The organism is Devosia sp., from assembly GCF_017307495.1.
Taxonomy (GTDB): Bacteria; Pseudomonadota; Alphaproteobacteria; order Rhizobiales; family Devosiaceae; genus Devosia_A.
Map to the genome: position 1 here is coordinate 40162 of NZ_JAFKHE010000027.1, position 23270 is coordinate 63431.

A 23270-nucleotide genomic window follows, 5' to 3' on the forward strand; every position below is an offset into this window, starting at 1 on the left:
CATGCCGACAGAGCTCAAAGCCGACAATCTCGAGGCGATCTCGCGCTTCGCCGCCGTGCCGCGCTACCGGCAGTCCGATCTCACGGCAGGCATCGTGCATTTCGGCGTCGGCAACTTCCATCGCGCCCACCAGGCCGTCTATCTCGACGAGTTGTTCAACCTCGGCCTCGACCATGACTGGGCCCTGATCGGCGCGGGCACGCGCGACACCGATATCGCCATGCGCGCCGCCCTCGAGTCGCAGGACTGGCTGACCAGCGTGGTCGAGCAGGAGGCCGCCGAGAGCCGCGTCCACGTCACCGCCCCGATGGTCGGCTTCCTGCCCGTGGGCGACGGTGCCGCCATCATCGCCCAGTTGGCCGACCCGGCCATCCGCATAGTCTCGCTCACCATTACCGAGGGCGGCTACTACATCGACCCGGCCACGCAGCAGTTCGCCGCCGATCACCCCGACATCGTCGGCGACGCCCGAAGCCCGGATGCGCCCAGGACCGTCTTCGGCCTCATCCTCGCCGGCCTCAGGCGACGCCACGATGCGGGCATCCCGCCCTTCACCGTGATGAGCTGCGACAATATCCCGGGCAACGGACACGTCACCCAGAACGCCGTGGCCGGCCTCGCCGAACTGAGCGATCCGGCGTTCGCCTCCTGGATCAGGAATTCCGTCGCCTTCCCCAACGGAATGGTCGACCGCATCACCCCCGCGACCGGCGCGCGCGAGCGGCAGCTCATCGCCGACGAGTTCGGCATCGCCGACCGCTGGCCCGTGTTCTGCGAGGGTTTCAAGCAGTGGGTGCTGGAGGATCGGTTCCCGCTCGGCCGCCCGGCGCTCGAGAAGGTCGGCGTGCAGTTCGTGCCCGACGTCGCCCCGTTCGAGCTGATGAAGATCCGCATCCTCAACGGCGGCCACGCCACCATCGCCTATCCGGCCGGCCTGCTGGATATCCATTTCGTCCACGAGGCCATGGAGCACCCGCTGATCCGCGCCTTTCTCGAGAAGGTCGAGCGCGAGGAGATCGTCCCCATCGTCCCGCCGGTGCCCGATACCAGTCTCGACGACTACTACGCGCTGATCGAGCGGCGCTTCGCCAACCCCAAGATCGGCGACACCATCCAGCGCCTCTGCCTCGACGGCTCCAATCGCCAGCCCAAGTTCATCCTGCCCTCGGCGCGCGATCGCCTCGCTGCAGGCCAGTCCGTCACCGGTCTGGCGCTCGTCTCCGCCCTGTGGGCCCGCTACTGCTATGGCGAGAGCGACAGCGGCAAGCCGATCCCGGCCAACGATCCGAATTGGGAACGCCTGACCGCGCAGGCGAGGCGGGCAAAGGACGACCCCGGGGCCTGGCTGGCGATGACCGACATCTTCGGCGATCTCAGCACCAACCCGGCCTATGTCGAAGCCTTCACGCACGCGCTCGGCACGCTCTGGCAGGTCGGCACGAGCGCGACCCTGACACGCTATCTCGCCGGCCAGCTTTGACCAGCCTCGGCAGCCGACAGCCGGCGACAATCCGCTCGTCGAATTGACTCTGCCTCGTCAATCGGCTCCCCCTCTCAGCAGCGCGCCGGACTCAACCGCGCCAGAGGGAGAAGCAAACGTGAAGATCACCGCCATCAAGCCCTATGCCGTCTGGGTGGGCATCCGGAACCAGTTGATCGTCAAGGTCGAGACCGACGAAGGCGTATTCGGCTGGGGCGAGAGCGGACTCAGCGGCCGCGAGAAAGCGGTGGTCGGAGCCATCGAGCACTATACCGAGTTCCTCGTCGGCATGGATCCGTTCCGGATCGGCCACATCTGGCAATTGCTCTATCGCAGCCAGTATTTCGAGGGCGGCCGCGTGCTGCAGGCGGCGATCTCGGCCATCGACATCGCCCTCCACGACATCAAGGGCAAGGCGCTGGGCGTGCCGGTGCACCAGCTGCTCGGCGGCAAGGTGCGTGACCGGATCCCGACCTTCGCCACCACTTCCGGCGAGCCGGGCCCGGAAATGATCGAGCAGGCGAAGATGCTGATCGAGCACGGCTGGACCGCGATGCGCCTGTCGCCATCAGGCCACGGCGAGACCATCTACGAGCCGCGCGAACACATCGGCAGGACGGCCAAGTGGATGGTCAAGGCGCGCGAGGAACTGGGCGAGGATGTCGTGCTCGGCATCGACTACCACCATCGCCTGTCTGTCGGCGAAGCCGCGAGCTTCTGCCAGAAGATGCCCTCGGGCACGCTCGACTTCCTCGAGGAGCCGATCCGCGACGAGACGCCGGAAGCCTACGAGTCGCTGCGCACCCTCACCGACATCCCCTTCGCCATCGGCGAGGAGTTCGCCAGCAAGTGGCAGTTCCTGCCCTACATCGAGCGCGGCATCCACCAGTTCAACCGCATCGATGTGTGCAACGTCGGGGGCCTGACCGAGTCGATGAAGGTCGCTGGCTGGAGCGAGGCGCACTATGTCGACATGATGCCGCACAATCCTCTGGGTCCGATCTGCACCGCCGCCACAGTCCATTTCGCCGCCGCGGTGCCGAATTTCTCCTGGCTGGAGACACGATCCAGTCCCGCCGAGACACATCTGGGCTTCGACAATTCAGAGTTCTTTCCGGTGCAGCCGCGGCTTGAGGGCGCACACTATCCGGTCAGCGATGCCCCAGGTCTGGGCGTCGAGGTCAACGAGGAACTCATCAAGAAGCAAAGCTTCAAGTACTGGCAGGCGCCCATGCTCTACCGCCGCGACGGCTCGGTGACCAACTGGTAGTCATCGTAGTGGGTTGACCCCCGACCTCGGTCGCCATCTATTACTTGCAGACGCGGGAATCAGACCTCACTCCATACCTGGCATGGGTCGGCACCGTTTGGCGTCGATCCATCCTGCGATGAGGCGAGGCGTGGCGGACTTCTTCAAACCGGCGGAGCGGGGCGTTCAGCACGCGAGCCTGAGGGCCGCCAATCGCCGCGCCGTGCTCACTGCCATCGCCCTCACCCCAGGGCTTTCCAATGCCGAGGTTTCGCGGCGGACGGGCCTCGCGCCGCAGACCGCCTCAGCCATCGTCACCGAACTCGAGGACGATGGCCTCGTCACCCGCGGCGAGGTGCTGCGCGGTCGCCGCGGACAGCCCGCCACGCCGCTTTTCCTCGACCACACCGGCGCCTACGGCATCGGCTGCGAGATCTCGTGGCGTCACCTCGACATCATGCTGGTCAATGTCGGCGGCGAGGAACTCGGCCGCTACCGCCGCGATTTCGCCTATCCCGATGCCCGAACCATCGTCGAGGAAGCCGCCGGCGCCATCGCCGACCTGATCAGCACGCTCGAGCCGGGCATGCGCCGACGCGTGACCGGCATCGGCCTCGCCTCGCCCAGCCATATGAACCGCCTCATGACGATCGCCGGCGTCCCCGAGGAGCAGGTGGCACTGTGGTCCCAGCTTGACCTGACGGCCGCACTGGAGAACGCAACCGCCCTGCCCACCACCTGGTTCAACGATGGCAACTGCGCCTGCTTCGCCCAGGTGGTGATGTCGCCTGCGCCGCGCCCGCCCAACCTGGTACACCTGTTCGTGTCGACCTACCTGGGCGCCGGCCTCACCGCCGAGCACAGGCTCTGGGAGGGACCGACCGGCAACTCCGCCAATCTCGGCTCCATGCTGGTCAACAACCCCGCCGGCCTACGGACCACCGGCCATGACCTTGCTTCGCACAGCGCGTTGGCCCGTCGACTGGCCGCCGACGGGCTCGTCCTGCCGGCAGCCAACCCGGCAGATTGGCCCTGGGCGGAGTGGGAGCCCCATGTCGCCCCCTGGATCGAGCACGCCGGCGCCGCCATGGCGGAGATCATCGCCAACACTGCAGCGGTGCTCGAGGTCGACCATGTCATCATCGACAGCACTTCACCGCAGGGGATCATCGAACGGCTCGTTGCCGCCACCGACCGCAGCCTCGCCGAACTGATCGGCGCCACGCGACCGCAACTCGCCGCCGGCAAGCTCGGCTCCCGCGCCACGCCGCTCGGCGCGGCCCAGCTGACGATGTTCCGCAAGCACTTCTCGCGCGACCTCGGCGACATGCTGGGCGACGACGCCTAGTCTGACCGCGCCAGTTCCCGCAGCATGGCGGTCGCGCGCTCGAACGCCCGGGCCTGGGCGGCGATGCGCTCGGCGCGTTCCGGTCGTGGCTGCAGGACCCGGCCAACCGCTGCCTCCCCGGCACCGAGACCGAGTGCCCGCGCCGCGACGCGATAGGCGCCAAGGCTTGCTGCCAGCACGGGATCCTTCGGCACCGTCACGGTGCGCCCCAACACATCGGCGAAGACCTGCGGCCAGACGGTACTTCTCGCGCCACCGCCGACGAGATAGACCGGACCTGCCGCGCCCATCGCGCGGACATTGGCGGCGATGGCAAAGGCCACGCCTTCGAGGGCGGCGTAATAGAGCGTCGCGCTGCTGTCCGACGCCGCGACCTGCACGAACCCCGCCCTCACTTCGAGGTCGACGAAGGGCGACCGCGCTCCGCTCTGATAGGGCAGGAACAGTGCCGAGCCCGGTGCCGCATCCACCTCTGCCGCAAGCCGCTCCGACTCTGGAAGAGTCAGCCCCAGCGTGTGTCGCGCCCAGTGCGCCGCCGCCCCGGCAGAGAGGATCGGCGCGATCTCGATCAGCCCCGCATGCAGCGGATGCGCCAGTCGGTAGTACGGCCGCGGCGCCCGGTCGGCGTCCGCCGTGACCCCGGCCACCCACCCGCTCGTGCCGAGGTAGACGCTGACCTCATCCGGCCGCTCGGCGCCGCTGCCGATGGTCGTCGCCGCGCCGTCGCCACAGCCGTTGAACACCGGGATGCCGGCCACGAGACCAAGTGCATCAGCGGCGGCATCGGCAAGTGGACCCACCACCGCCTCCGCCGGGAGGACCGGCGGCAGCAGGCCGCGGTCGATCCCAAGCAGGTCGACCAAGGTGTCCGACCAGTCCCGGGTACCGATATCCATCAGCCCGGTCGTGCTGGCGCAGCTTGCATCGGTCGCCGCGACGCCAGTGAGCCGGAGCGCGAGGAAGTCCTTCGAGCCCGGCAACAGGCGCGTGGCGCCCTCTGCCCCAAGCGCCATCAGCTTGAACGCCGTCATCAACGGCTCCGGCGCGTTGCCGAGGATTGCCATCGCCCCCGCCGCTTCGAGCTTGGCCGCAACAGCCTCGAGCGCCGTCGCCCCCACCGGATCGGAGTAGAGTACGGCCTCGCCTGCCGGCTCCCCCGCCGCGTCCACCGCGATCAGGTTCTCCATCATGCCGGTCAGCGAGATCGCGCCGATCCCTTCGCGCGGCAGCTTGCCGACCGCGTCCACCGTCGCCCGCCACCAGTCGAGCGGATCGCGACGATGCAGCGCCGGTTCCGTGGGGTAGCCGGCATCGACCGACGCGATCACCGCCCCATCGGCCGCGAAAATGGTGGCCTTGAGCGCGGAACTGCCGCAGTCGAGCACCAGCACGTTCATTGCGCCCGTCCCACCCGCCGCAGCAGCACGGCGACGATGATGATGACGCCGGTCAGGATGCGCTGCACGAACGGTTCCACCCCGACAATGGTCATGCCGTTGACCATCACCCCGGTGATGGCGACGCCGAGTAGTGTGCCGGCGACGGTCGGCGCCCCGGTGGGCGAGGCCGTCGTCCCGATGAACACCGCCGCGTAGGCCGGCAACAGCAGCGGCTCGCCCATCGTGTGCTGCACGCTGCCCAGCCGCGAGGCGAGCAGCAGCCCGGCCAGCGCCGACAACCCGCCGGCAATGGCGAAGGTCACGATCACATCGCGCACGATCGGCAACCCGGCCAGGCGCGCTGCCTGCGCATTGCCGCCGATCGCCTTGAGCCGGCGCCCGAATTCGGTCTGGTTGAGCACAAAGGCGGCGATGCCCAGCACCAGCACGATCCAGAAGCCGAGCACGGGGATGCCGAAAACATCGCCCCTCGCCAGGCCCTTGAAGGCATCCGGTACTTTCTGAAACAGGCTCTGTCCGCCGCTCAGGCCGAAGGCGAAGCCGGAGAGGATCGTCCCGAGCGCCAGCGTCGCGACGAACGAAGGAATGCCGAAGCGCGCCACGAGCACCCCATTGGCCGCTCCACCGACGATGCCGACCAGCAGGGCGGCAGGCACCGCCAGCCAGACGTCATAGCCTAGCCCGAACAGCACGAAGCAAATCACCGCCGCGAGCGAGGCGGAGAACCCGACCGAAAGGTCGAATTCCGAAATGGTCATCACCAGCGTCGCCGCCGTGGCGACGATTGCCAGCGTCGCCATTTGCTGGACGAGGTTGAACGCGTTGGCCGGCGTGGCGAAGGCGGTCGGCGAGGCAATGGAGAAGCCCACGCACAGGACGACGAACGCGATCAGCGTGCCGAAGCGATTGAGATTGGTGCGGGTCACGCCGCCTCCCTCGATTGCGCGGCAGCCGACAGCGCCTCGGCACTCGCCTCCGCCCGCGAGAATATCCTGACGATGCCGCCCTGGCGGAACACCGCGATGCGATCGCCCAGCTCCAGCGCCTCGTCGCGATCGGACGTCGAGACCAGCACGGCGTTGCCGTCCGCCGCGATCGCCCGGATGATGTCCTTGATGGTGGCCTTTGCCATCACGTCGACGCCCTCGGTCGGCTCGTCGAGCAGCATGACCCGCGAGTGCCGGTTGGCCCAGCGCGAGAAGATCAGCTTCTGCTGGTTGCCGCCCGAGAGCGTGCGCGCCAGCTGGCCCGGCTCGCGATAGCTGAGCGACACGCGCTCGGCGGCGACGAGAAACGCATCGCGCTCGGAAGCGGCGTGCGGGACCGGCAGGCCGCGTATCCGCCGGTAGCTCGAGAGCAGCGGCAACGTCTTGTTGAAGATCAGGTCCTGGTCGAGAAACAGGCCGCTTCGGTGCCGGTCGGCCGGCACGCAGGACACGCCGCGCGCGATGGCCTCGCGCGGGCTGCGCGGCGCATAGGCGTCGCCCATCAGCCGCATGGACCCGGTCCAGCCGATGGCACCCCAGATCGCATTGAGCAGGCTCGAGCGGCCCGAACCGGCCAACCCGTACAGCGCCATCACCTCGCCGGCATGAACCTGCAGCGATGCCGGCCGGGTCAGATCGCCGGCAACGAGGGCCTCGACCTCAATCACTTTCGGCGCGCTCGTGTCCGTGGCGCGGGTCGAACGCTCCACGGCGCTGCCGCCCATCGCGCCAATCATCGCCTCGGGTGTCACTTCGCCGGCACCCAGCCGAGCCACGATCCGCCCGTCGCGCAGCACCACGGCGCGCCCGCAGAAATCTGCGATCTCGTCGAGCCGGTGGCTGACCAGAACGATCGAGGTGCCCCGGTCCCGCGTGCGTTTGAGCACGTCGTAGAACCGCTCGGCATCCTCGGCCGGCAGCGCCGCCGTCGGTTCGTCGAGGATGAGGATACGGCCCTTGTCGGCGATGGCCCTGAGCAGCCGTACGAACTGCCGCTCGGCCGGCGGCAGGAACATCATCGGTACGTCGAGCGGCAGGTCGGGCGCGATATCGCGCGCTACCATGGCGATCCGCTCCCGCATCGCGGCACGGTCGATCATCCCGTGTCGGCGCGGATACTCGCGGCCGAGATAGCAGTTCTCGACCGTATCGAAGCCCGGCACCAGCGGCGCATCCTGGTGAATGACCCTGATCCCGGCCGCATAGGCGTCATGAGCCGAATGAAAGTGGGCCGGCCCGCCGTCGACGAGCACCTCGCCCGCATCCGGCCGATCGGCTCCGGCGATGATCTTGATCAGGGTCGACTTGCCGGCCCCATTGGGGCCGACCAACCCGAGCACCTCGCCCTCACCGAGGGCGAGGCTCACATCCTCGAGCGCGTGTGTCGCTCCGAACCGGCGGCTGATGCCCTTGAGTTCGAGCAGGGTCAGTTGCAGGTGACTCCGAGGCTCGCGCGGGTGATCAGTTCCACCGGCGCGTAGAGCTCGTCCTTGTCCGGCGTGCCCCCGGCAAGGATCTTGTTGAGCTGATCGGCGGCGATATTGGCCATTTCGCCAAAGCCCTGCCGCACCGTGCCGACATAGGGCGTGCAGCCCTTGATCAGCTCGATCGCCTGCGGATTGCCGTCGATGCCGGCGATGATGATGCCCTTGCGCCCCGCCGCGGTAATGGCCAGTTCGGCCCCGATGCCGGGTTCGTCCCAGGCCGCCCACACCGCGTTGATGGCGCCGTCGCCCGGGTTGGCGAGCAGCATGGCGTCCATGGCGGCGCGGCTGTCATCGACCTGGCCCGGGACGGCGACGTAGTGGTCGGCGACCTGCTTGACGTCCGGATTGGCCTTCAGCGCATCGTCGAGCGCCAGCTCGCGCTGATGTACGCCCGGATGCGCCGAGTAGAAGAAGCGAACGATGTTGCCCTTGTTGCCGATCTGCTCGAACAGGAATTTGGTCATCGTCTCGCCGAGCGCATAGTTGTCGGAGGTGACGTTGAGCACGCTCGAGGCGTTCTTCGCGCCGTCGATGGTGATCACCGGCACGCCGGCAGCCTTGGCCTTGTCGACCTGGTCCTGAATCTGCGCCGGGTCGACCGACACCAGCACGATGGCCTTGGCCCCGCTGGTGGTGGCGTCTTCGACGCGGCTCGCGAACGCCGCCATGTCACCGGCGGTGTCGACCACGTCGACACTCCACTGGTACTCGGCCGCCTTGGCCTTGAACGCCTCGATCATCTCGCCCGTGGCGATGGCCGCAAGGAACGGGGTGATGACGGACACTTTCTCGCCTGCGGCGAGCGCCGCCGGCGAGACGCCGAGCGCCAGGGTTGCCGCGAGCCCCAGGGCTGCGATGGTCTTGAGCATGATGGAGTCCTCCGTAAATTCCGGGCGCGACATTATCGGCGACGCCCCCGCCCGCAAAGCCCTACGAACCGGGAATCCGTCTGCTTGCCATGCGCGCGCCATCCGCGTTCTTGCCAACCACCCACTGAGTCATTTCCGAGAAAGCGGTAACCTCTGCTTGCGGAGCGTGCGGCCACGGAGGCCCCCGTTGAGAGGCGATGGGTCCTACGACCTATCCCCTCAGACCGAAGCTGTCGAACTGCCGCCACGTCTCGCCCATCTCGATCACCTGCCGACTGCCCCGCGCCTCGTCGATCTTGATCGCGGTCAGGCCCGCTTCGAGTCCGTCGAGGATCGATACGGGCAGCGGCACCCCCGTGGTCACGTGCGCGAAGATGTCGGCGATCATCTGCTCGTCGGCGCCGTAGTGCACATGGCCGGCGTCGGCCCGGTAGCCCTTGTCGACGAGCCTTTCGCCGGTGCGCGCGTCGTGCACCCGGTAGTAGTTGCGCACGAAGTCGCCCTCGGCCATGCCGTGCGTGCCGATGACGGTAAAGTGCCGGTATTCGTCGGGCACGTTGAGGTTGGTGTGGAAGCAGAGGTTCTCGCCACCCGCGTATTCCACCAGTGCCGTCTGGTAGTCGATGATGTCGGCGTCGCTGTCCCATACCCTGTCGGTGCTTTCCCAGCCACCGGGCTTCCTGAAATAGACCTCGAGGTCGTTGATCCCCGCCTTGTTCGGCATGTTCTCGGGCACAAAGGTCTTGCGCCCCCCGAAACTCGCGACCCGCACGGGGCGGCTGCCCACCAGCCCCTGGTAAAGGTCGATGTCGTGGCAGCACTTCTCGAGGATGAAGCCGCCCGAATAGCGGGTGTGCCGCCGCCAGTCGCGCATGAAGAACGCGCCATGATAGGGCGCGATATGCTCGCTTGCCTCGATCGAGGTGATCGTGCCCAGGGCGCCCTGCCGGTAGCTCGCGACCAGATCACGGTAGAGCGGCGCATAGCGCAGCACCAGTCCGATCATCACCGAGTCCGCGCCGCCGGACTGGCGCAGGAGCTCGAGCAGCTGCCAGGTCTCGTCCTCGCTGGTCACCACCGGCTTTTCGGTGAAGACCTTGAGCCCGGCTTCGAGCCCGATGCGAATATGTTCGAGGTGCATGTGGTTAGGCGAGCCGACCATCAGCAGGTCGAGCTTTTCGGCCGCCAGCAACTCCTGCGGGGAGGCGAACGCCCGGCCGGCGTCGATGCCGGCCTCGGCCAGCAGCGGCAAACCGAACGGGCTCGGGTCGACGTACCCCACGAGACGAGCCCCGGGCACCGATTGCACCGCGAGTTTGGCCAGGTACCCAACCCTGGCCCCGAGCCCGAAAATACCGATCTTCACGCCGAACTCCCAATCATCCCAGGACAGCAGCCGGCAACCCGGCCACCTGCAATGCCTTACCCGGCGGCCTATGCCGCGAGGAACCCATTCATCCCCACATCGCGAGCGGCCGCCTCCAGCTGATCGAGCGTTGCCGGATCTACCGGGATGCCATTGGCGATGCGCACGCTCCTCGAGTCGAGCTCGGGCTGCCCCGGCAGCCGGACCCCATCCTCGGAGGTGACCCAGCCGAGGACGGCCTCGAGTTCCCCGGCGAACAGTCCGGCCGTGCCGAGCCGCTCGGGCGAGACGATCACCGAGAACATCGAATTGATGACGGTGCCGGTGCCCGGCCCGACATGCTGGGTCGGCGCCCCGACCAGCGCGGCGCCCAGCAGTTCGCAGGCCAGCATCAGCCCCCAGCCCTTGTGCTCGCCGAACGTGGTCAGCGCCCCGGGCGGCGTTTCGAACAGCTTGCCGGGATCGGTAGTCGGCTTGCCCTGGTTGTCGAGCAGTGCACCGGCGGGAATGGGTACGCCCTTGTTGTGCGCGACGCGCACCTTGCCCGAGGCCAAGGTGCTGGTCGCGAAGTCCACCACCACCGGCGGCTGGCCGGCGCGCGGGAACGCCGCGGCGAAGGGATTGGTGCCGAGCCGGGCCTGCGTGCCGCCGAACGGCGCGACAATCGCACCGGCGACGACGTTGACGAAGTGGATCGACACCATGCCGGCCGCCGCGCACTGTTCGGCCCAGTGGCCGATGCGACCGATATGGTGGCTGTTGCGCAGGCTGACGATGGCGCTGCCCTCGTCCCTGGCGCGCTCGATACCGAGCACCATCGCATCGTGCGCCATCACCTGCCCCGCGCCGAGCCCGGCATCGCAGATCAGCATCGCGCCGGTGTCGATCGCGACCCGCAGCTCCTGGTTGAGCACCAGCCCCTTGGCGCGCTGGCTGCCCAGGTACATCGGCACGACGCCGACGCCATGCGAGTCATGCCCGCGCAGGTTCGCCTCGACCAGGTGCTCGGCGATCAGTTGGGCTTCGCGCAGGTCGGATCCCGCGGCGCGGAACACGGCGATGGTTCTCGCCTGTAGCTGCTCCCATGGAACGTATGTGTAGTTGACCTCGGCCATGGAGCGCTCCCGGTGCCTATGCGGATGCAAGTGGATACCCGGTTCCCCGGTCGATGGCACTCCCACTTTCGCCGCGTTGCCCCTGCCACCAATGCAATTCATAGGCAATCCGATGGAGCGAGCGCGCTAGCTCTGACACGACCAGCGGGGAGCAATGTCGATGAGCGATACCGACGACCGCACTTTTTCCGGCGAACTGGGCCAGTTGCTCGACCGCGGAGATGGCCGCTCGTCCCGTCGGCGCCGCGCCGAGATCACCCTGCACCAGTTGCGCATCTTCTGGGCCGTCGCCCATTCCGAGACCCTGACGCGGGCGGCCAAGCACCTCGGCCTCGCACAGCCTTCGCTGTCCCAGCAGCTCGCCAAGCTCGAGGCGACAGCCGGCACCCGCCTTTTCCGCCGCCACGCGACTGAGATGACATTGACCGAAGCAGGCACGTTCCTGCTGCCCAAGGCGGAGCAGATCCTGCGCAACATGCAGGACCTCGAGGATGGCCTCGCCCAGTACTCCGGCGGCCAGCGCGTCACCATCCGGCTTGCGGGTATCAATTCGGTCCTGCGGGTTGTCCTGCCCGACGCCATCGCCAGCGTGCAGGCGAAGTTCCCCGATGCCGATTTCGACATCCAGGAGAGCGCCCCGGGCGACATCCTCGAGATGCTCTACAGCCGCCGCGTTAATATCGGCCTGCTCGCCGCCAATTCCGTGGCCGAGGCCGGTGTCGGCTTCCTGCAGGTTCCGGTGATCGAAGACCCCTACGTCCTCGTCGTCCCCGAGCGCCTCGACCTCGATGGTATCGCCGACGCAGCCGACCTGCCCGCCGATGCGGCCGCCATCCTCAACCGCTCCATTCAGTTCATCTTCGGCACGCAGCACGCCAAGCGCGTCGCCGACTGGTACGATCACATGCTGCCCGAGCATCGAGTCGTTGCCCAGTGCCGCAGCTTCGAGGTGGCTCTGGGCCTCGTCCGCGCCGGCTCCGGCATCTGCCTGGCTCCCGCCCTTTCAACCCTCAGCGGAGGCACCTCGCTCGATGGTGTTCGCCTCTACCGCATCAATGCCGAGGCGCGCCGCATCGTCGCACTGGTGGCCTCGCAGTATCGGCGGCAGGAGCCGTACGAGAGCCTGATCAATGCCCTGCAGGCGGCGGGCGCCAGCCTCGCGCTGCCCGCCATCCGCCCGACCCCGCCGTTCCTCGACCGACCCTCTCTCTCCGATTTCTAAACAATAAGGCATTTCTATCAATGCGATAGAGTGCGTCCTGCATTGATCTCGGCAATCCTCACCCGTGCGGCAACACCGCCGCCCAATCGTGAGGAGATCCCAAATGAAGGCATGGAAGAAGCCCCGGCTCGTCGAAGTTCCGGTGAGCATGGAAATCAACATGTACGCTTGCGCGACCCGCAAGTAGCACGCTGATCCTGCCGCGGGGACCGGTCACATGCTCAGCATCGTCGTCCTGGGGACCGCGGCAGGTGGCGGGGTGCCACAGTGGAACTGTGGCTGCGCCAACTGCAACGCCGCCCGCACCGGCCACCCCGAAATGCGGATGACCCAGGCCTCGATCGCCTTCAGCGCCGATCGGCAGAACTGGTTCCTCATTAACGCCTCGCCCGACCTGCGCCAGCAGATCACCGATACCCCGGCGCTGCACCCCCGGGCGTTGCGCCACAGCCCGATTGCCGGCGTGATCCTTTCCAACGGGGAGATCGACGCAATTGCCGGCCTGCTTTCCCTGCGCGAGGGCACGGCGTTCAACCTCTATGGCCACCCACGCGTGCTCGAACTGCTCGCGGGCAACAGCGTCTTCAACGTCCTGAGGCCCAGCCTCGTGCCGCGCCACGCGATCGAGGCCGACACCGCTTTCGAGCCGACCCTGCCCGACGGCACGCCCTCCGGCCTCGAGGTCCTGCCCTTCGTCACCCCCGGCAAGGCGGCCCTCTTTGTCGAGGAAAGCCGGGCCAACGAGGACGGCGACACGCTCGGCTTCGTCATCCGCGACAAGGCCAACGGCGAGAGCTTCGTCTTCCTCGCCGCCTGCGCCGCCCTCACGCCCGAGGTCGAGGCCTGTCTGCGCGGCAGCAAGCTCGTCTTCTTCGACGGCACGCTGTGGACCGACGACGAGATGATCCGGGCCGGCCTCAGCCAGAAGACCGGCCAGCGCATGGGCCACATGGCCATGTCGGCGACGATCCCGGCGCTCGAGCACCTGGGCATCGAGCGCAAGCTCTTCCTGCACATCAACAATTCTAACCCCGCCCTGATGCCCGGCTCACCCGAGCGCCAGGCCGCCGAACACGCCGGCTGGCGAATCCCCGCCGACGGGATGGAGATTACGCTATGACTGCCCTGACGGCCTTTTCCGTGCCGGCCGATGCTCCACTCGATACGCCCGAGCAGCTCGAGGAGCAGCTGCGCTTCATCGGCGCCACGCGCTACCATAGCCTCCACCCGTTCCACGGCCTGCTGCATGGCGGCAAGCTCAGCAAGGGTCAGGTGCAGGCCTGGGCGCTCAATCGCTACTACTACCAGTCGACGATCCCCATCAAGGATGCGGTGGTGATCTCCCGCTTCCGCGACCGCGACACCCGCATCGAGTGGCGCCACCGCATCTCCGACCATGATGGCGACATTGGCACGGAGGGCGGCATCGAGCGCTGGATCAAGCTGACCGAGGGCCTCGGCCTCGATACGGCCTATGTCGAGAGCGCGGAAGGGATCCTGCCGGCCACGCGCTTCGCCGTCGAGGCCTATGTGCATTTCGTGCGCGAAAAGTCCCCGCTCGAGGCCATCGCCTCCTCGCTCACCGAGCTGTTCGCGCCGAACATTCACGAGGAGCGCATCTCGGGCATGCTGAAGCACTACGACTTCGTGAACCCGGACGTGATGAGCTATTTCAGCCGCCGCCTGACCCAGGCGCCGCGCGATGCCGAGTTTGCGCTGAGATACGTCAAAGAGCACGCCAGGACCCCCTACGAGCGCCAGCTCGTCTGCAACGCGCTGATCTTCAAGACCAACGTGCTCTGGGTGCAACTCGATGCGCTCTATCACGCCTATGTCGACGGTCACATCCCGCCGGGCGCCTTCGTGCCGAGCGCACAATGAGCGAGACGATCGCCCCCGCGCTGCGCCGCCGCCTGAAGGTCGAGGAGACGAGCGTCCCCACCCTCGCCCGCGGCGTGCGCCTGCGCTTCGACGACAGCCGCCAGCGCTGGGTGCTGCTGGTCCCCGAGCGCGTCATGGCCCCGGACGAAACCGCGGTCGAAATCCTGCAGCTCTGCGACGGCAAGACCTCCGTCGCCGCCGTCCTCGACATCCTGGCGGAACGCTATGCCGCCCCGCGCGAGGAGATCGCCGGCGACGTCATCGCCATGCTGCAGGACCTGGCCGATTCCGGCTTCGTCGTGGCAGCGAAGGAGCCAAAGCCATGAGCCCGACGCTGACCGACGCAAGTCCGGTGCTGGACGACAGCACGGACGGGCTTGCCATCATGGAGGGCCGCGAGAAGTCGATCGCCGAGACCTACGGCATCCCGCTGGCCGTGCTGCTCGAGATGACGCACCGGTGCCCGCTGCAATGCGGCTACTGCTCCAACCCCGTCGAGATGGAGCGCGCCGGCAACGAGCTCAGCACCGACGAATGGAAGAAGGTGCTGACCGAGCTCGCCGAGATCGGCGTGCTGCAGGTCCACTTTTCCGGCGGCGAGCCGACAGTCCGCAAGGACATCGTCGAGCTGGTGAAGTTCGCCAACGACCTCGGGCTCTATACCAACCTCATCACCTCGGCGGTGCTGTTCACCCGCGACAAGCTCGAGGCCCTCGCCGATGCCGGGCTCGCCCATATCCAGATCAGCTTCCAGGCCAACGATCCGGTGCTCGCCAACCGCATCGGCGGGTTCAGGAACGGCCACGCCAAGAAGCTCGAGGCTGCCGGCTGGGCGCGCGAGCTCGGCCTGCCGCTGACCGTCAACGCCGTGATGCACCGGCAGAACCTGCACCAGCTGCCCGAAATGATCGACCTCGCCGTCGCGCTCGATGCCGACCGCATCGAGGTGGCGAACGTCCAGTACTATGGCTGGGCGCTGAAGAACCGTGCCGCGCTGATGCCCTCGATCGAGCAGATCGACGAGGCGACCCGCGTCGTCGAGGAAGCGCAGGTCCGCCTCAAGGGCATCCTCGACATCGATTACGTGGTGCCCGACTACTACGCGCTCCGCCCCAAGAAGTGCATGGGCGGCTGGGGCCGGCAGTTCTTCAACATCACCCCCTCGGGCAAGATCCTTCCCTGCCACGCGGCGGAGACGATCACGACGCTGGACTTCGAGAGCGTCCGCTCCAACCACTCGATCGCCTGGATCTGGCAGAACTCCGATGCCTTCAACAAGTACCGCGGCACGGGCTGGATGCCGGAGCCGTGCCAGGGCTGCGCGTTCAAGGAAATGGACTACGGCGGGTGCCGCTGCCAGGCCTTCGCGCTGACCGGCGACGCCGGCAACACCGATCCCGCCTGCCACCTCTCGCCCCATCACGAGCGCATCTTCAAGACCGCCGAAACCGAGGCGGCCACGGGAACCACGCGCTACATCTACCGCAACTTCGCCGGCGGCACGCTGGAGCCGGAAGAGGTCTGAGGAGGCACGGTCTTGCCTCAGCACAGGTGCCATCCCTGCGAAGGCAGGGATCGATGTCACCGCCCGCGCCAGCTGAGAGTTGGATCCCTGCTTTCGCAGGGATGACAGCCGGTGGGGTAGGAGAGCCCGAGCAATGCCCCTTGACGACACCAATACTTCGCTGGTGACCTTCCGCCTGCCGGTCGGCGATGGGCATGAGCTCTACGTCGAGACGGTCGGCCGGCCGACCGGCATCCCGGTTGTGTTCCTGCACGGTGGCCCCGGCAGCGGCTGCCAGCCCTCGCATCGCCAGCTGTTCGACCCCGAGCGCCACTATGCCGTGCTGTTCGACCAGCGCGGCGCCGGCCGTAGCACGCCGCATGGCTCGCGCCACGCCAACACTACGCAGCACCTCATTGCCGACATGGAAGCGATCCGCACGCGGCTCGGCATCGACAAGTGGCTGGTCGTCGGCGGATCCTGGGGCGCCACGCTCGGGCTCGCCTACGCCGAGGCGCACCCCGGGCATGTCAGCGGCATCGTCCTGCGCGCCACCTTCCTTGGCACGGCCGATGAGCTCGACTGGTCCTTCGGGACGGCGCCGCGGACATTCTACCCCGCGCTCTACGACGACTTCCTGAGCCTGCTCGACGGGCCGGAGCGAGACGACCCGCTGCGCAGCTATTTTGCGCGCATCCTCGCTGCCGACCCGGTCATCAACGCCCCGGCGGCCCGCGCCTATGCGGCCACGGAGGAGACCCTCGCCAGCATCAGGCCGGAAGGCACGCGGCTCGATTTGGCGACGGTGAACGACCCAGCCGCCCGCACGCCGCCTTCCGCCTACATGGAGGCGCATTACTTCTCGAACGACTGCTTCCTCGCCCCCGACCAACTGCTGGCCAACGCCCATCGCCTTGCCGGCATCCCCGGCGTGATCGTCCAGGGCCAGTACGACCTGCTGTGCCCACCGCGCGTCTCGGCCTCGCTCGCCGCGCAGTGGCCGGATGCGAAGGTCGTCACCGTGCCGTCCGCCGGGCACCTGCTTGGCGATCCGGGCATCACCGATGCGGTGAAGGCCGCGATAGCGGAACTCACCTAGACATCGAGCTCGATCCACACTGGGGCGTGGTCGCTTGCCCCCTCGCGGCCGCGCACCTGCCTGTCGACGCCGCCGGACCTGAGCTGCTTCACCAGCTTCCGGGAAATGAGGAAGTGGTCGAGCCGCAGCCCGGCGTCGCGCTCCCAGCGGTTCCGCATGTAGTCCCAGAACGTATAGAGCGTCGCGTCGGGATGGAGCTTGCGCAGCGCGTCGGTCCAGCCCTGCTCGAGCAGCCCTGCAAACTGCGCCCGTGGTGCCGGCTGCACCAGCGCGTTGTCCTTGTAGGACGTGGTGACGTAGATATCGCGTGGCTCGGGCACGATGTTGAAATCGCCGGCGATCACCACGGGCAGCCCGCTGTCCAGCAGTTCCGCCGCGTGCGCGAGCAGCCGTTCGCCCCATGCCAGCTTGTAGTCGAACTTCGGTCCCGGCTGCGGATTTCCGTTCGGCGCATAGAGGCAGGCGATCACCACCCCGTTCACGGCCGCCTCGATGTAGCGGGCCTGCCGGTCCTCAGGATCGCCCGGCAACTCGTCCGCGGTCAGCACCGGCTCGGCTCCTCGGGCGAGGATGGCGACGCCGTTCCAGCTCGGCTCGCCCCGCCACACCGCGCCATAGCCGGCATTGGCGAGGGCCGTCTGCGGGAACTGGATGTCGCGCGCCTTGAGCTCCTGCAGGCAGACGACGTCCGGTTTGGCTTCGTCGAGCCATTCCAGCAGGTTGTCCAACCGGCGATTGACGTTGTTGATGTTGAAGGTGGCGATCTTCAAGGGGTTACGGCGCGATGCGCCCGACCCAGGCGGTGACGCTGTCGGCCACCGTCTTCAGGTGGTCCGCCGTCGAGAAGCCCGAGATCGCCTTGCGGGGCTTGAGGTCATGGTCGCCGTCATCGAGCCACTTCACCTCGATTTTCGGCGACAGTCCGTAGGTCGCGACCTCGTCGCGCACGCCGAACTCGTCGCGCGTCCCCTGGCAGATCAGCGCCGGGCACTTGAGCCCGATCAAGTGCTTGGTGCGGAGCTGCGTCGGCCGCCCCGGCGGATGGAAGGGATAGCCGAGGCAGAGCAGCCCGGCGATGCGCCCCGCCTCGAACTCGGCATCGGCGATCATGCTGGCCACCCGCCCACCCATCGACTTGCCGCCGATGACCAGCGGCCCGTCGGTTGGGCCGAGATCGTCGATGGCGGCGACATATTCCACCATCACCGTCTCGGCCTTCGGTGGCGGCTTGCGCACACCACTGCGCCGCGCGGCCATGTAGGCGAACTCGAACCGCGCGACGCGGAACCCGGCCGCCGCCAGCGCCTTGGTGGTGGCGTTCATCGACGCCGAGTCCATCGGCGCCCCGGCGCCATGCGCCAGCATGATGGTGACGCGCGCATCCTCGGGACCATCGAAGAGGAAGCTCGTCGCCATCAGGTTCTGCGCTCCACCGCCGCCACGACCCTCGATGTCACTCCTACCCACCGGGTCATCCCCGCGAAAGCGGGGATCTCCGTTTGCGGCGGTGCGGGCTGCACCAAAACAGAGGTTCCCGCTTTCGCGGGAATGACTCCGTGGAGAATGGCAACAACGTCGCTTGCGGTGGGTGCGCTCGCCATCAGCCCGCCGATCGCCGCAGCTGGGCGTCGGCATAGGCGATACCCCGGGCCGCCGTGCGCGCCCATTCCGAATTCTGGTCGAGCTCGAGATAGCGCGCCCACCAGCGCCGCGCCTCGGCCAGCTGGCCAGCATCGTATTCGAGCGTCGCGAGGTTGTAGACCGCGTCGGCATAGTCGGGGTCGATCTCGATCGCCCGGTTCAGGTGCTCCCGCGCCGGCACGACCTTGCCCTCTTCGCGCAACAGGCCGGCATAGTTGAACCACGCCTCGACAAACTCCGGATCGCGCTTGATCGCCTGCATGTACGAGGCCGCGGCATCGGAATTGTCGTGGATCGCCCTGAGGCAATTGCCACGGTTATAGGCGGCCACGGAGTCGCTGGGGTCGATCGCGAGGCAGTGGCCATAGAGCACCGCCGCCTCGGCGAACAACCCGTTCGCCTCCGCCGCCTCGGCCAGCGCGAAATACTCCTCAGACTCGTCCTCGACCGGCGCCAGCGGCAACAGCCGCTGCCCGTCGAGTTCGGCCTTCTCGTCGCCGATCAGCGCATGGATACGCGTCGGCCCGCCCGGATGCAGCGACATCGCCGTCAGCGACTGCACCGGCCCGGAACGGTGCACGGAACGCGCAATCGCCCCCCAGGTGGCGCCGCCCGCCAGCAGCCCGGCATATTTGCGGGAAAGGATCAGGTCGCGGAACGAGAACGGCTCGGCGTCATGCTCGAATGCGTCGAACAGCGCCATGAGATCAAAGGCGCGCACATCGAGCCGCGACTGGTCGAGCAGCGATTGCCGGCCGAGGTTCGATTGCTCAGGCGCCGACAGCAGGCCGAGGAGGCGCAGGAAGCCGTTTTCACTGGTGAGCGTTGCCCCTGCATCGCGCAGCGCATCGACCTTGGCCTCGATCTCGGCGTCTGAGAGCTTGTCGAGCAGCGTCCGGCCCAGGACGATCGTGCTGGTGTGGCGCGTATTGCCGCGCCTGAGCCGGCTGCCCTTGGCGGCGAGGGCGCGCGCCGCCAGCCGTCGTGGAAACGCACTGAGCGCCCCCACGATACCGATGGTGCTGTCCGCTTTCCGCATCAGGCGATTCTACAGATTGGCGAGTTGATCCGCTAGGCCCGCTCGCTTGGCGCCCCTCACCCTAGCCCTCTCCCCAGAGGGGCGAGGGGACGCGTTTGGCACAGCCGGTGCGCCGATCGCCACCTCTCCCCTATGGGGAGAGGGCCGGGGTGAGGGGCAGTCACGCGCAGCAGATTGAGAGCCTAAGCCTTCTTCCGAGCCGCCGTCTTCCCCGCGACCGCCTTCGAAGCCTCCACCGCTTCCTTCAGCGTCGGCTTCTTCGCCGCGGGCTTCGCAGCCGGCTCTGCCTTGGCCTTGCTCGGCGCGGCGGGCTTGCTCTGGCTCAGGCTCGCCTTCAGCGCATCCATGAGGTTGACGACGTTGCCGCGCTCCGGCGCCTGCGCGATGATCGGCTTGTGGCCCTTGAGCTTCTCGCGGATCATCGCCATCAGCGCGGCCTCGTAGCGATCCTCGTAGTCCTTTGGATCGAACTTCTTGACCTTCTGCTCGATCAGCTTTTCGGCGAGTTGCAGCATTTCCTCGTCGGGCTTGCCGACCGGGATGTTGCCGAAATATTCGGCCGTGCCGCGCACCTCATTGGGGTTGCGCAGCGTCGTGACGAACATACCCGTCTCGCGCGCGCCGATGGTGATCACCCGCTCCCGGCTCGACATCACCAAGCGCGCCACGGCGAGCTTGCCCGAACGGCGCATCGCCTCGCGCAGGACGATGAAGGTCTCCTCGGCCATCGCACCGTCGGGCGCGAGGTAGTACGGCGCATCCTGGTAGATGACGTCGACCTCGTCCTCGTCGACGAAGGCCTCGATGTTCATGGTGTGGCTGGACTCGATCCGCACCGCCTCGAGGTCACTGTCCTCGATGATGACGTACTGCTTGTCCTCGTATTCGTAGCCCTTGACGAGATCGGAACGCTCCACGAGCCCCAGCTCGGGGTCCACCGGCTTCATGTTGATCCGGTTGTGCGTGTCCTTGTGCAGCTGGTTGAAAGTGATGCGCTCGGACGTCGTCGTTGCCGGAAACATCTTCACCGGGCAGCTCACCAGGCTCAGCTTGATATAGCCCTTCCAACTTGCTCTCGGTGCCACCCTCGCCTCCTACGCGCGCGTACTTCGTCCAGCCTTCGACAGTGCAGGCAGATCACGAGCGAACTCGTTAATCTCGGCCCACGGATCGCCTGTCGTGGTTAACAATCCCGGAAGGGTAGAATAGTTCAGATCGACTGGAGCGTCGATGCTCTCGAGGTCCCGCCAGTCGAGCGGCGTCGAGGCCGGCATGCCGGTCCGGGCACGCAGCGAATAGGGTGATACCGCCGTCGCGGAACGCGCATTTCGATGGATGTCGATAAGGATGCGCCGCTTGCGGTTGGCGGCGCCGATAACCGTCACGAAAGTATCGGGCGCGGTCTTCGCCAGCGCTGCGGCGATGTCACCGGTCGCCGCGTGCACCTGCTTCCAGGTGAGTTTCGGCTTGATCGGCACGACGAGGTGGATGCCCTTGCCGCCCGAGGTCTTGACGAAGGGCACGAGCCCGAGCGCCTCGAGCTCGGCCTTCAAATGCACCGCAGCTTCCACCACCTCGCGCCATTCGATCCCCTCGCCGGGATCGAGGTCGAAGGTCACCCGGTCGGGCTTTTCGAGATGGGTGAGGTGGCAGCCCCAGGCGTGAAACTCGATCACGCCGAACTGCGCCAGCGCGAGATAGCCCTTGGCGTCCTCGACCGTGAGGTAGGTCTTGTCCTCCTCGTCGGAGTTCTGCGTCTCGAACACGTTGATCGAGGGCGGCATGCCCTTGAAGGCATGGCGCTGAAAGAAGCAGTCCTTCACCAGCCCGGTCGGGCAGCGGAACAGCGACACCGGCCGGTTGAACAGGTGCGGCAGCATGAAGTCGCCCACCGCGGCGTAGTAGACGGCGATATCGAGCTTGGTCGGCCCGCTCTTGCCGAGCAGCCGCCGCGTCGGGTTGGTGATCGAGATCGAGGCGAGGTCGGCATCGGTGATGAGCCGCTTGCGCGGCGCCGCCGAGGCGGTGAGTTCGGCCTCGCCGTGGAGGCCCTTGAACACCGCGTGCCGCAGCATGCCGTCGGTGGTGCGGTTGGCGAAATGCACGTGGCAACGCAACACCGGCTGCACCCAGATGATGTCTTTCGGCGCGCCGTCGAGCTTCAGCGTCGGGTCCTGCAGCGGCTCCAGCCGCCGCAGCAGCTGCCCGAGCATGGCGGAGCCGAAGCCGGTGCCGACCTTGCCGCGATATTGCAGCTCGTCGCCGATCCATTCCGCCAGCGCCAGCGAAGCCAGACCTTCGGCCCGGTCCGACACGGTATAACCGGCTATGATGAAGTCGCCGGTATTGAGCGCCTTGATCTTCATCCAGGTCGTGGTGCGCCCGGATTGATATCCGGCGTTGGCCCGCTTCGAGACGATGCCCTCCAGCCCCAGTTCCGATGCCCGTTCGTAGAGGGCCTCGCCGTCACCCTCGACATGGTCGCTGAACTGGATCGCCGAGCGGCCACTGACATGCCCGCCCAGCACCTGCGCCAGCATTCGCTTGCGCTCGACCAGCTCGACTCCCCGCAGGTCGTAGCCGTCCAGGTAGAGCAGGTCGAAGGCGTAAAAGTGGAGCTTGCTCCCCGCCCCCTCCGACAGTGCATCCTGCAGCGCGGCGAAGCGCGATATCCCCTTGTCGTCCAGCACCACGATCTCGCCGTCGATGATCGCCTGCTTGACCGGCAGCTCGGCGAACTCCCGGGGCAGGTCGCCATAGCGCCTGGTCCAGTCGATGCCGCTGCGGGTGATGAGCTGCACCTTGCCGTCGATGACATGGGCGATGGTGCGGTAGCCGTCGAACTTGATCTCGTGCACCCAGCTTGCCGCCTTCGTCTCCGCGGGCGGCTTCTGCGCCGCGGTCGCGAGCTGCGGCTCGATCTGGCCCGGCGGCGGGGCCTTCACCGCCCCCGCGAGCTTGCCCGGCTTCAATGCCACCACGGGCTTGGGCTTGTTCGCTTCGAGCAGTTGCTCCGTTGTCAGCCCGGATTTCACGCTCTCCGGACGGGCGGTGAGGATATCGGTCTCGGTGTCGACCGCCTGGTCGTGCTCCTTGAACAGCAGCCAGTTGTCCTTGCCCTCGTCGCCGGGGCGGCCCTTGAGCCGGGTCAACATCCAGCCGCCCTTCAGCTTTTCGCCCCACAGCCGGAACTTGAAGCCGCCCTTCCTGAGGCCGGCGTCGACGTCCTCCATCGGGGCCCAATCGCCGGTATCCCAGACGATCATCGGCCCGCCGCCATACTCGCCCTCGGGGATCACGCCCTCGAAGTCGACATATTCGAGTGGATGATCCTCGGTGTGCACGGCGAGCCGCTTGTCGGCGGGATTGAGCGAGGGGCCCTTGGGGACGGCCCAGCTGAGCAGCACGCCGCCGTGCTCGAGCCTGAGGTCATAGTGGTCGGCGGTGGCCGAGTGCTTGTGCACCACGAAGCGCGTTCCGCCACCGGCGCCGGTCGCGCCCGCGGGCTCAGATGTCCTGGAGAAGTCGCGCTTCCGGCGGTAACTGCTGAGCTTGTCGGCCATGATCGAAACGCTAGGGTCCAC

General features: G+C 67.3%; 21 protein-coding genes. 10 read left to right on the forward strand and 11 right to left on the reverse strand.

Annotated features, from left to right (window positions below; genetic code table 11):
- Position 1: 1 nt before the first annotated feature.
- From J0I99_RS17145 to J0I99_RS17155, 3 genes are all read left to right on the forward strand, one after another.
- Positions 2 to 1480, forward strand: coding sequence for a mannitol dehydrogenase family protein (locus J0I99_RS17145; RefSeq protein ID WP_291398751.1), 1479 nt, complete (start codon positions 2 to 4; stop codon positions 1478 to 1480).
- A 118-nt stretch (positions 1481 to 1598) separates the two neighbouring features.
- Entirely contained in the window at positions 1599 to 2750 is a 1152-nt protein-coding gene (locus J0I99_RS17150; protein WP_291391683.1) for a mandelate racemase/muconate lactonizing enzyme family protein, read from the forward strand.
- A gap of 130 nt (positions 2751 to 2880) precedes the next feature.
- Positions 2881 to 4077 (forward strand): ROK family transcriptional regulator, encoded by a 1197-nt coding sequence (locus J0I99_RS17155; protein WP_291398752.1) that lies wholly within the window; start codon positions 2881 to 2883, stop codon positions 4075 to 4077.
- Here the strand turns inward: J0I99_RS17155 and J0I99_RS17160 are convergent.
- The 6 genes from J0I99_RS17160 to J0I99_RS17185 form a co-directional block, all read right to left on the reverse strand.
- Entirely contained in the window at positions 4074 to 5474 is a 1401-nt protein-coding gene (locus tag J0I99_RS17160; protein ID WP_291398753.1) for an FGGY-family carbohydrate kinase, read from the reverse strand. The genes J0I99_RS17155 and J0I99_RS17160 overlap by 4 nt on opposite strands.
- Positions 5471 to 6403, reverse strand: coding sequence for an ABC transporter permease (locus tag J0I99_RS17165; RefSeq protein ID WP_291398754.1), 933 nt, complete (start codon positions 6401 to 6403; stop codon positions 5471 to 5473). The genes J0I99_RS17160 and J0I99_RS17165 overlap by 4 nt, the downstream gene beginning before the upstream one ends.
- Positions 6400 to 7830, reverse strand: coding sequence for a sugar ABC transporter ATP-binding protein (locus tag J0I99_RS17170; RefSeq protein WP_291398755.1), 1431 nt, complete (start codon positions 7828 to 7830; stop codon positions 6400 to 6402). Before J0I99_RS17170 ends, J0I99_RS17165 begins: the two co-directional genes overlap by 4 nt.
- 59 nt (positions 7831 to 7889) lie before the next feature.
- Positions 7890 to 8819, reverse strand: a complete 930-nt coding sequence (locus tag J0I99_RS17175) for a substrate-binding domain-containing protein (protein ID WP_291398756.1) — start codon at positions 8817 to 8819, stop codon at positions 7890 to 7892.
- Between the two features lie 211 nt (positions 8820 to 9030).
- A complete protein-coding gene (locus J0I99_RS17180) occupies positions 9031 to 10185 on the reverse strand; it encodes a Gfo/Idh/MocA family oxidoreductase (RefSeq protein ID WP_291398757.1) in 1155 nt (384 codons plus the stop codon).
- A gap of 68 nt (positions 10186 to 10253) precedes the next feature.
- On the reverse strand, positions 10254 to 11300 hold the full coding sequence (locus J0I99_RS17185) for a malate/lactate/ureidoglycolate dehydrogenase (protein ID WP_291398758.1): 1047 nt from the start codon (positions 11298 to 11300) through the stop codon (positions 10254 to 10256).
- A gap of 160 nt (positions 11301 to 11460) precedes the next feature.
- Here J0I99_RS17185 and J0I99_RS17190 point away from each other — a divergent pair, with 160 nt between their 5' ends.
- From J0I99_RS17190 to pip, 7 genes are all read left to right on the forward strand, one after another.
- The gene (locus J0I99_RS17190) at positions 11461 to 12522 is read left to right on the forward strand and encodes a LysR family transcriptional regulator (RefSeq protein ID WP_291398759.1); all 1062 of its coding nucleotides are present in this window, start codon (positions 11461 to 11463) and stop codon (positions 12520 to 12522) included.
- A 103-nt stretch (positions 12523 to 12625) separates the two neighbouring features.
- Positions 12626 to 12709 carry a pyrroloquinoline quinone precursor peptide PqqA gene (gene pqqA, locus J0I99_RS17195; RefSeq protein ID WP_291390513.1) on the forward strand — a complete coding sequence of 28 codons (84 nt, stop codon included), beginning with the start codon at positions 12626 to 12628 and terminating at the stop codon, positions 12707 to 12709.
- Positions 12710 to 12739: 30 nt separating this feature from the next.
- Positions 12740 to 13642, forward strand: coding sequence for a pyrroloquinoline quinone biosynthesis protein PqqB (gene pqqB / locus J0I99_RS17200; protein ID WP_291398760.1), 903 nt, complete (start codon positions 12740 to 12742; stop codon positions 13640 to 13642).
- Complete coding sequence (gene pqqC / locus J0I99_RS17205; RefSeq protein ID WP_291398761.1) at positions 13639 to 14403, forward strand: pyrroloquinoline-quinone synthase PqqC; 765 nt, start codon at positions 13639 to 13641, stop codon at positions 14401 to 14403. The genes pqqB and pqqC overlap by 4 nt, the downstream gene beginning before the upstream one ends.
- 8 nt (positions 14404 to 14411) lie before the next feature.
- Positions 14412 to 14729: a pyrroloquinoline quinone biosynthesis peptide chaperone PqqD gene (pqqD, locus tag J0I99_RS17210; RefSeq protein ID WP_291398795.1), complete on the forward strand. Its 318-nt coding sequence runs from the start codon at positions 14412 to 14414 to the stop codon at positions 14727 to 14729.
- The gene (gene pqqE, locus J0I99_RS17215) at positions 14726 to 15928 is read left to right on the forward strand and encodes a pyrroloquinoline quinone biosynthesis protein PqqE (protein ID WP_291398762.1); all 1203 of its coding nucleotides are present in this window, start codon (positions 14726 to 14728) and stop codon (positions 15926 to 15928) included. The genes pqqD and pqqE overlap by 4 nt, the downstream gene beginning before the upstream one ends.
- 133 nt (positions 15929 to 16061) lie before the next feature.
- Positions 16062 to 17006, forward strand: coding sequence for a prolyl aminopeptidase (gene pip, locus J0I99_RS17220; protein ID WP_291398763.1), 945 nt, complete (start codon positions 16062 to 16064; stop codon positions 17004 to 17006).
- On the opposite strand, the gene xth is transcribed toward pip, so the two are convergent.
- The 5 genes from xth to ligD form a co-directional block, all read right to left on the reverse strand.
- Positions 17003 to 17776 (reverse strand): exodeoxyribonuclease III, encoded by a 774-nt coding sequence (xth, locus tag J0I99_RS17225; RefSeq protein WP_291398764.1) that lies wholly within the window; start codon positions 17774 to 17776, stop codon positions 17003 to 17005. The two genes, pip and xth, sit on opposite strands and share 4 nt — an antisense overlap.
- 4 nt (positions 17777 to 17780) lie before the next feature.
- Entirely contained in the window at positions 17781 to 18422 is a 642-nt protein-coding gene (locus tag J0I99_RS17230) for an alpha/beta family hydrolase (RefSeq protein ID WP_291398796.1), read from the reverse strand.
- Between the two features lie 184 nt (positions 18423 to 18606).
- Positions 18607 to 19686 carry a tetratricopeptide repeat protein gene (locus J0I99_RS17235; RefSeq protein WP_291398765.1) on the reverse strand — a complete coding sequence of 360 codons (1080 nt, stop codon included), beginning with the start codon at positions 19684 to 19686 and terminating at the stop codon, positions 18607 to 18609.
- 182 nt (positions 19687 to 19868) lie between these two features.
- Positions 19869 to 20771: a Ku protein gene (locus J0I99_RS17240; RefSeq protein WP_291398766.1), complete on the reverse strand. Its 903-nt coding sequence runs from the start codon at positions 20769 to 20771 to the stop codon at positions 19869 to 19871.
- A 9-nt stretch (positions 20772 to 20780) separates the two neighbouring features.
- Positions 20781 to 23252: a DNA ligase D gene (gene ligD, locus J0I99_RS17245; protein ID WP_291398797.1), complete on the reverse strand. Its 2472-nt coding sequence runs from the start codon at positions 23250 to 23252 to the stop codon at positions 20781 to 20783.
- Between the last annotated feature and the right edge of the window lie 18 nt (positions 23253 to 23270).

Bases quoted from the DNA above. Each gene is read 5' to 3' on its own strand.
- J0I99_RS17145 (WP_291398751.1), top strand. From the start codon at position 2: ATGCCGACAGAGCTCAAAGCCGACAATCTCGAGGCGATCTCGCGCTTC.
- J0I99_RS17160 (WP_291398753.1), bottom strand. From the start codon at position 5,474: ATGAACGTGCTGGTGCTCGACTGCGGCAGTTCCGCGCTCAAGGCCACC.
- J0I99_RS17175 (WP_291398756.1), bottom strand. From the start codon at position 8,819: ATGCTCAAGACCATCGCAGCCCTGGGGCTCGCGGCAACCCTGGCGCTC.
- J0I99_RS17185 (WP_291398758.1), bottom strand. From the start codon at position 11,300: ATGGCCGAGGTCAACTACACATACGTTCCATGGGAGCAGCTACAGGCG.
- J0I99_RS17190 (WP_291398759.1), top strand. From the start codon at position 11,461: ATGAGCGATACCGACGACCGCACTTTTTCCGGCGAACTGGGCCAGTTG.
- pqqA (WP_291390513.1), top strand. From the start codon at position 12,626: ATGAAGGCATGGAAGAAGCCCCGGCTCGTCGAAGTTCCGGTGAGCATG.
- pqqB (WP_291398760.1), top strand. From the start codon at position 12,740: ATGCTCAGCATCGTCGTCCTGGGGACCGCGGCAGGTGGCGGGGTGCCA.
- pqqC (WP_291398761.1), top strand. From the start codon at position 13,639: ATGACTGCCCTGACGGCCTTTTCCGTGCCGGCCGATGCTCCACTCGAT.
- pqqE (WP_291398762.1), top strand. From the start codon at position 14,726: ATGAGCCCGACGCTGACCGACGCAAGTCCGGTGCTGGACGACAGCACG.
- pip (WP_291398763.1), top strand. From the start codon at position 16,062: ATGCCCCTTGACGACACCAATACTTCGCTGGTGACCTTCCGCCTGCCG.
- J0I99_RS17230 (WP_291398796.1), bottom strand. From the start codon at position 18,422: ATGGCGACGAGCTTCCTCTTCGATGGTCCCGAGGATGCGCGCGTCACC.
- J0I99_RS17235 (WP_291398765.1), bottom strand. From the start codon at position 19,686: ATGCGGAAAGCGGACAGCACCATCGGTATCGTGGGGGCGCTCAGTGCG.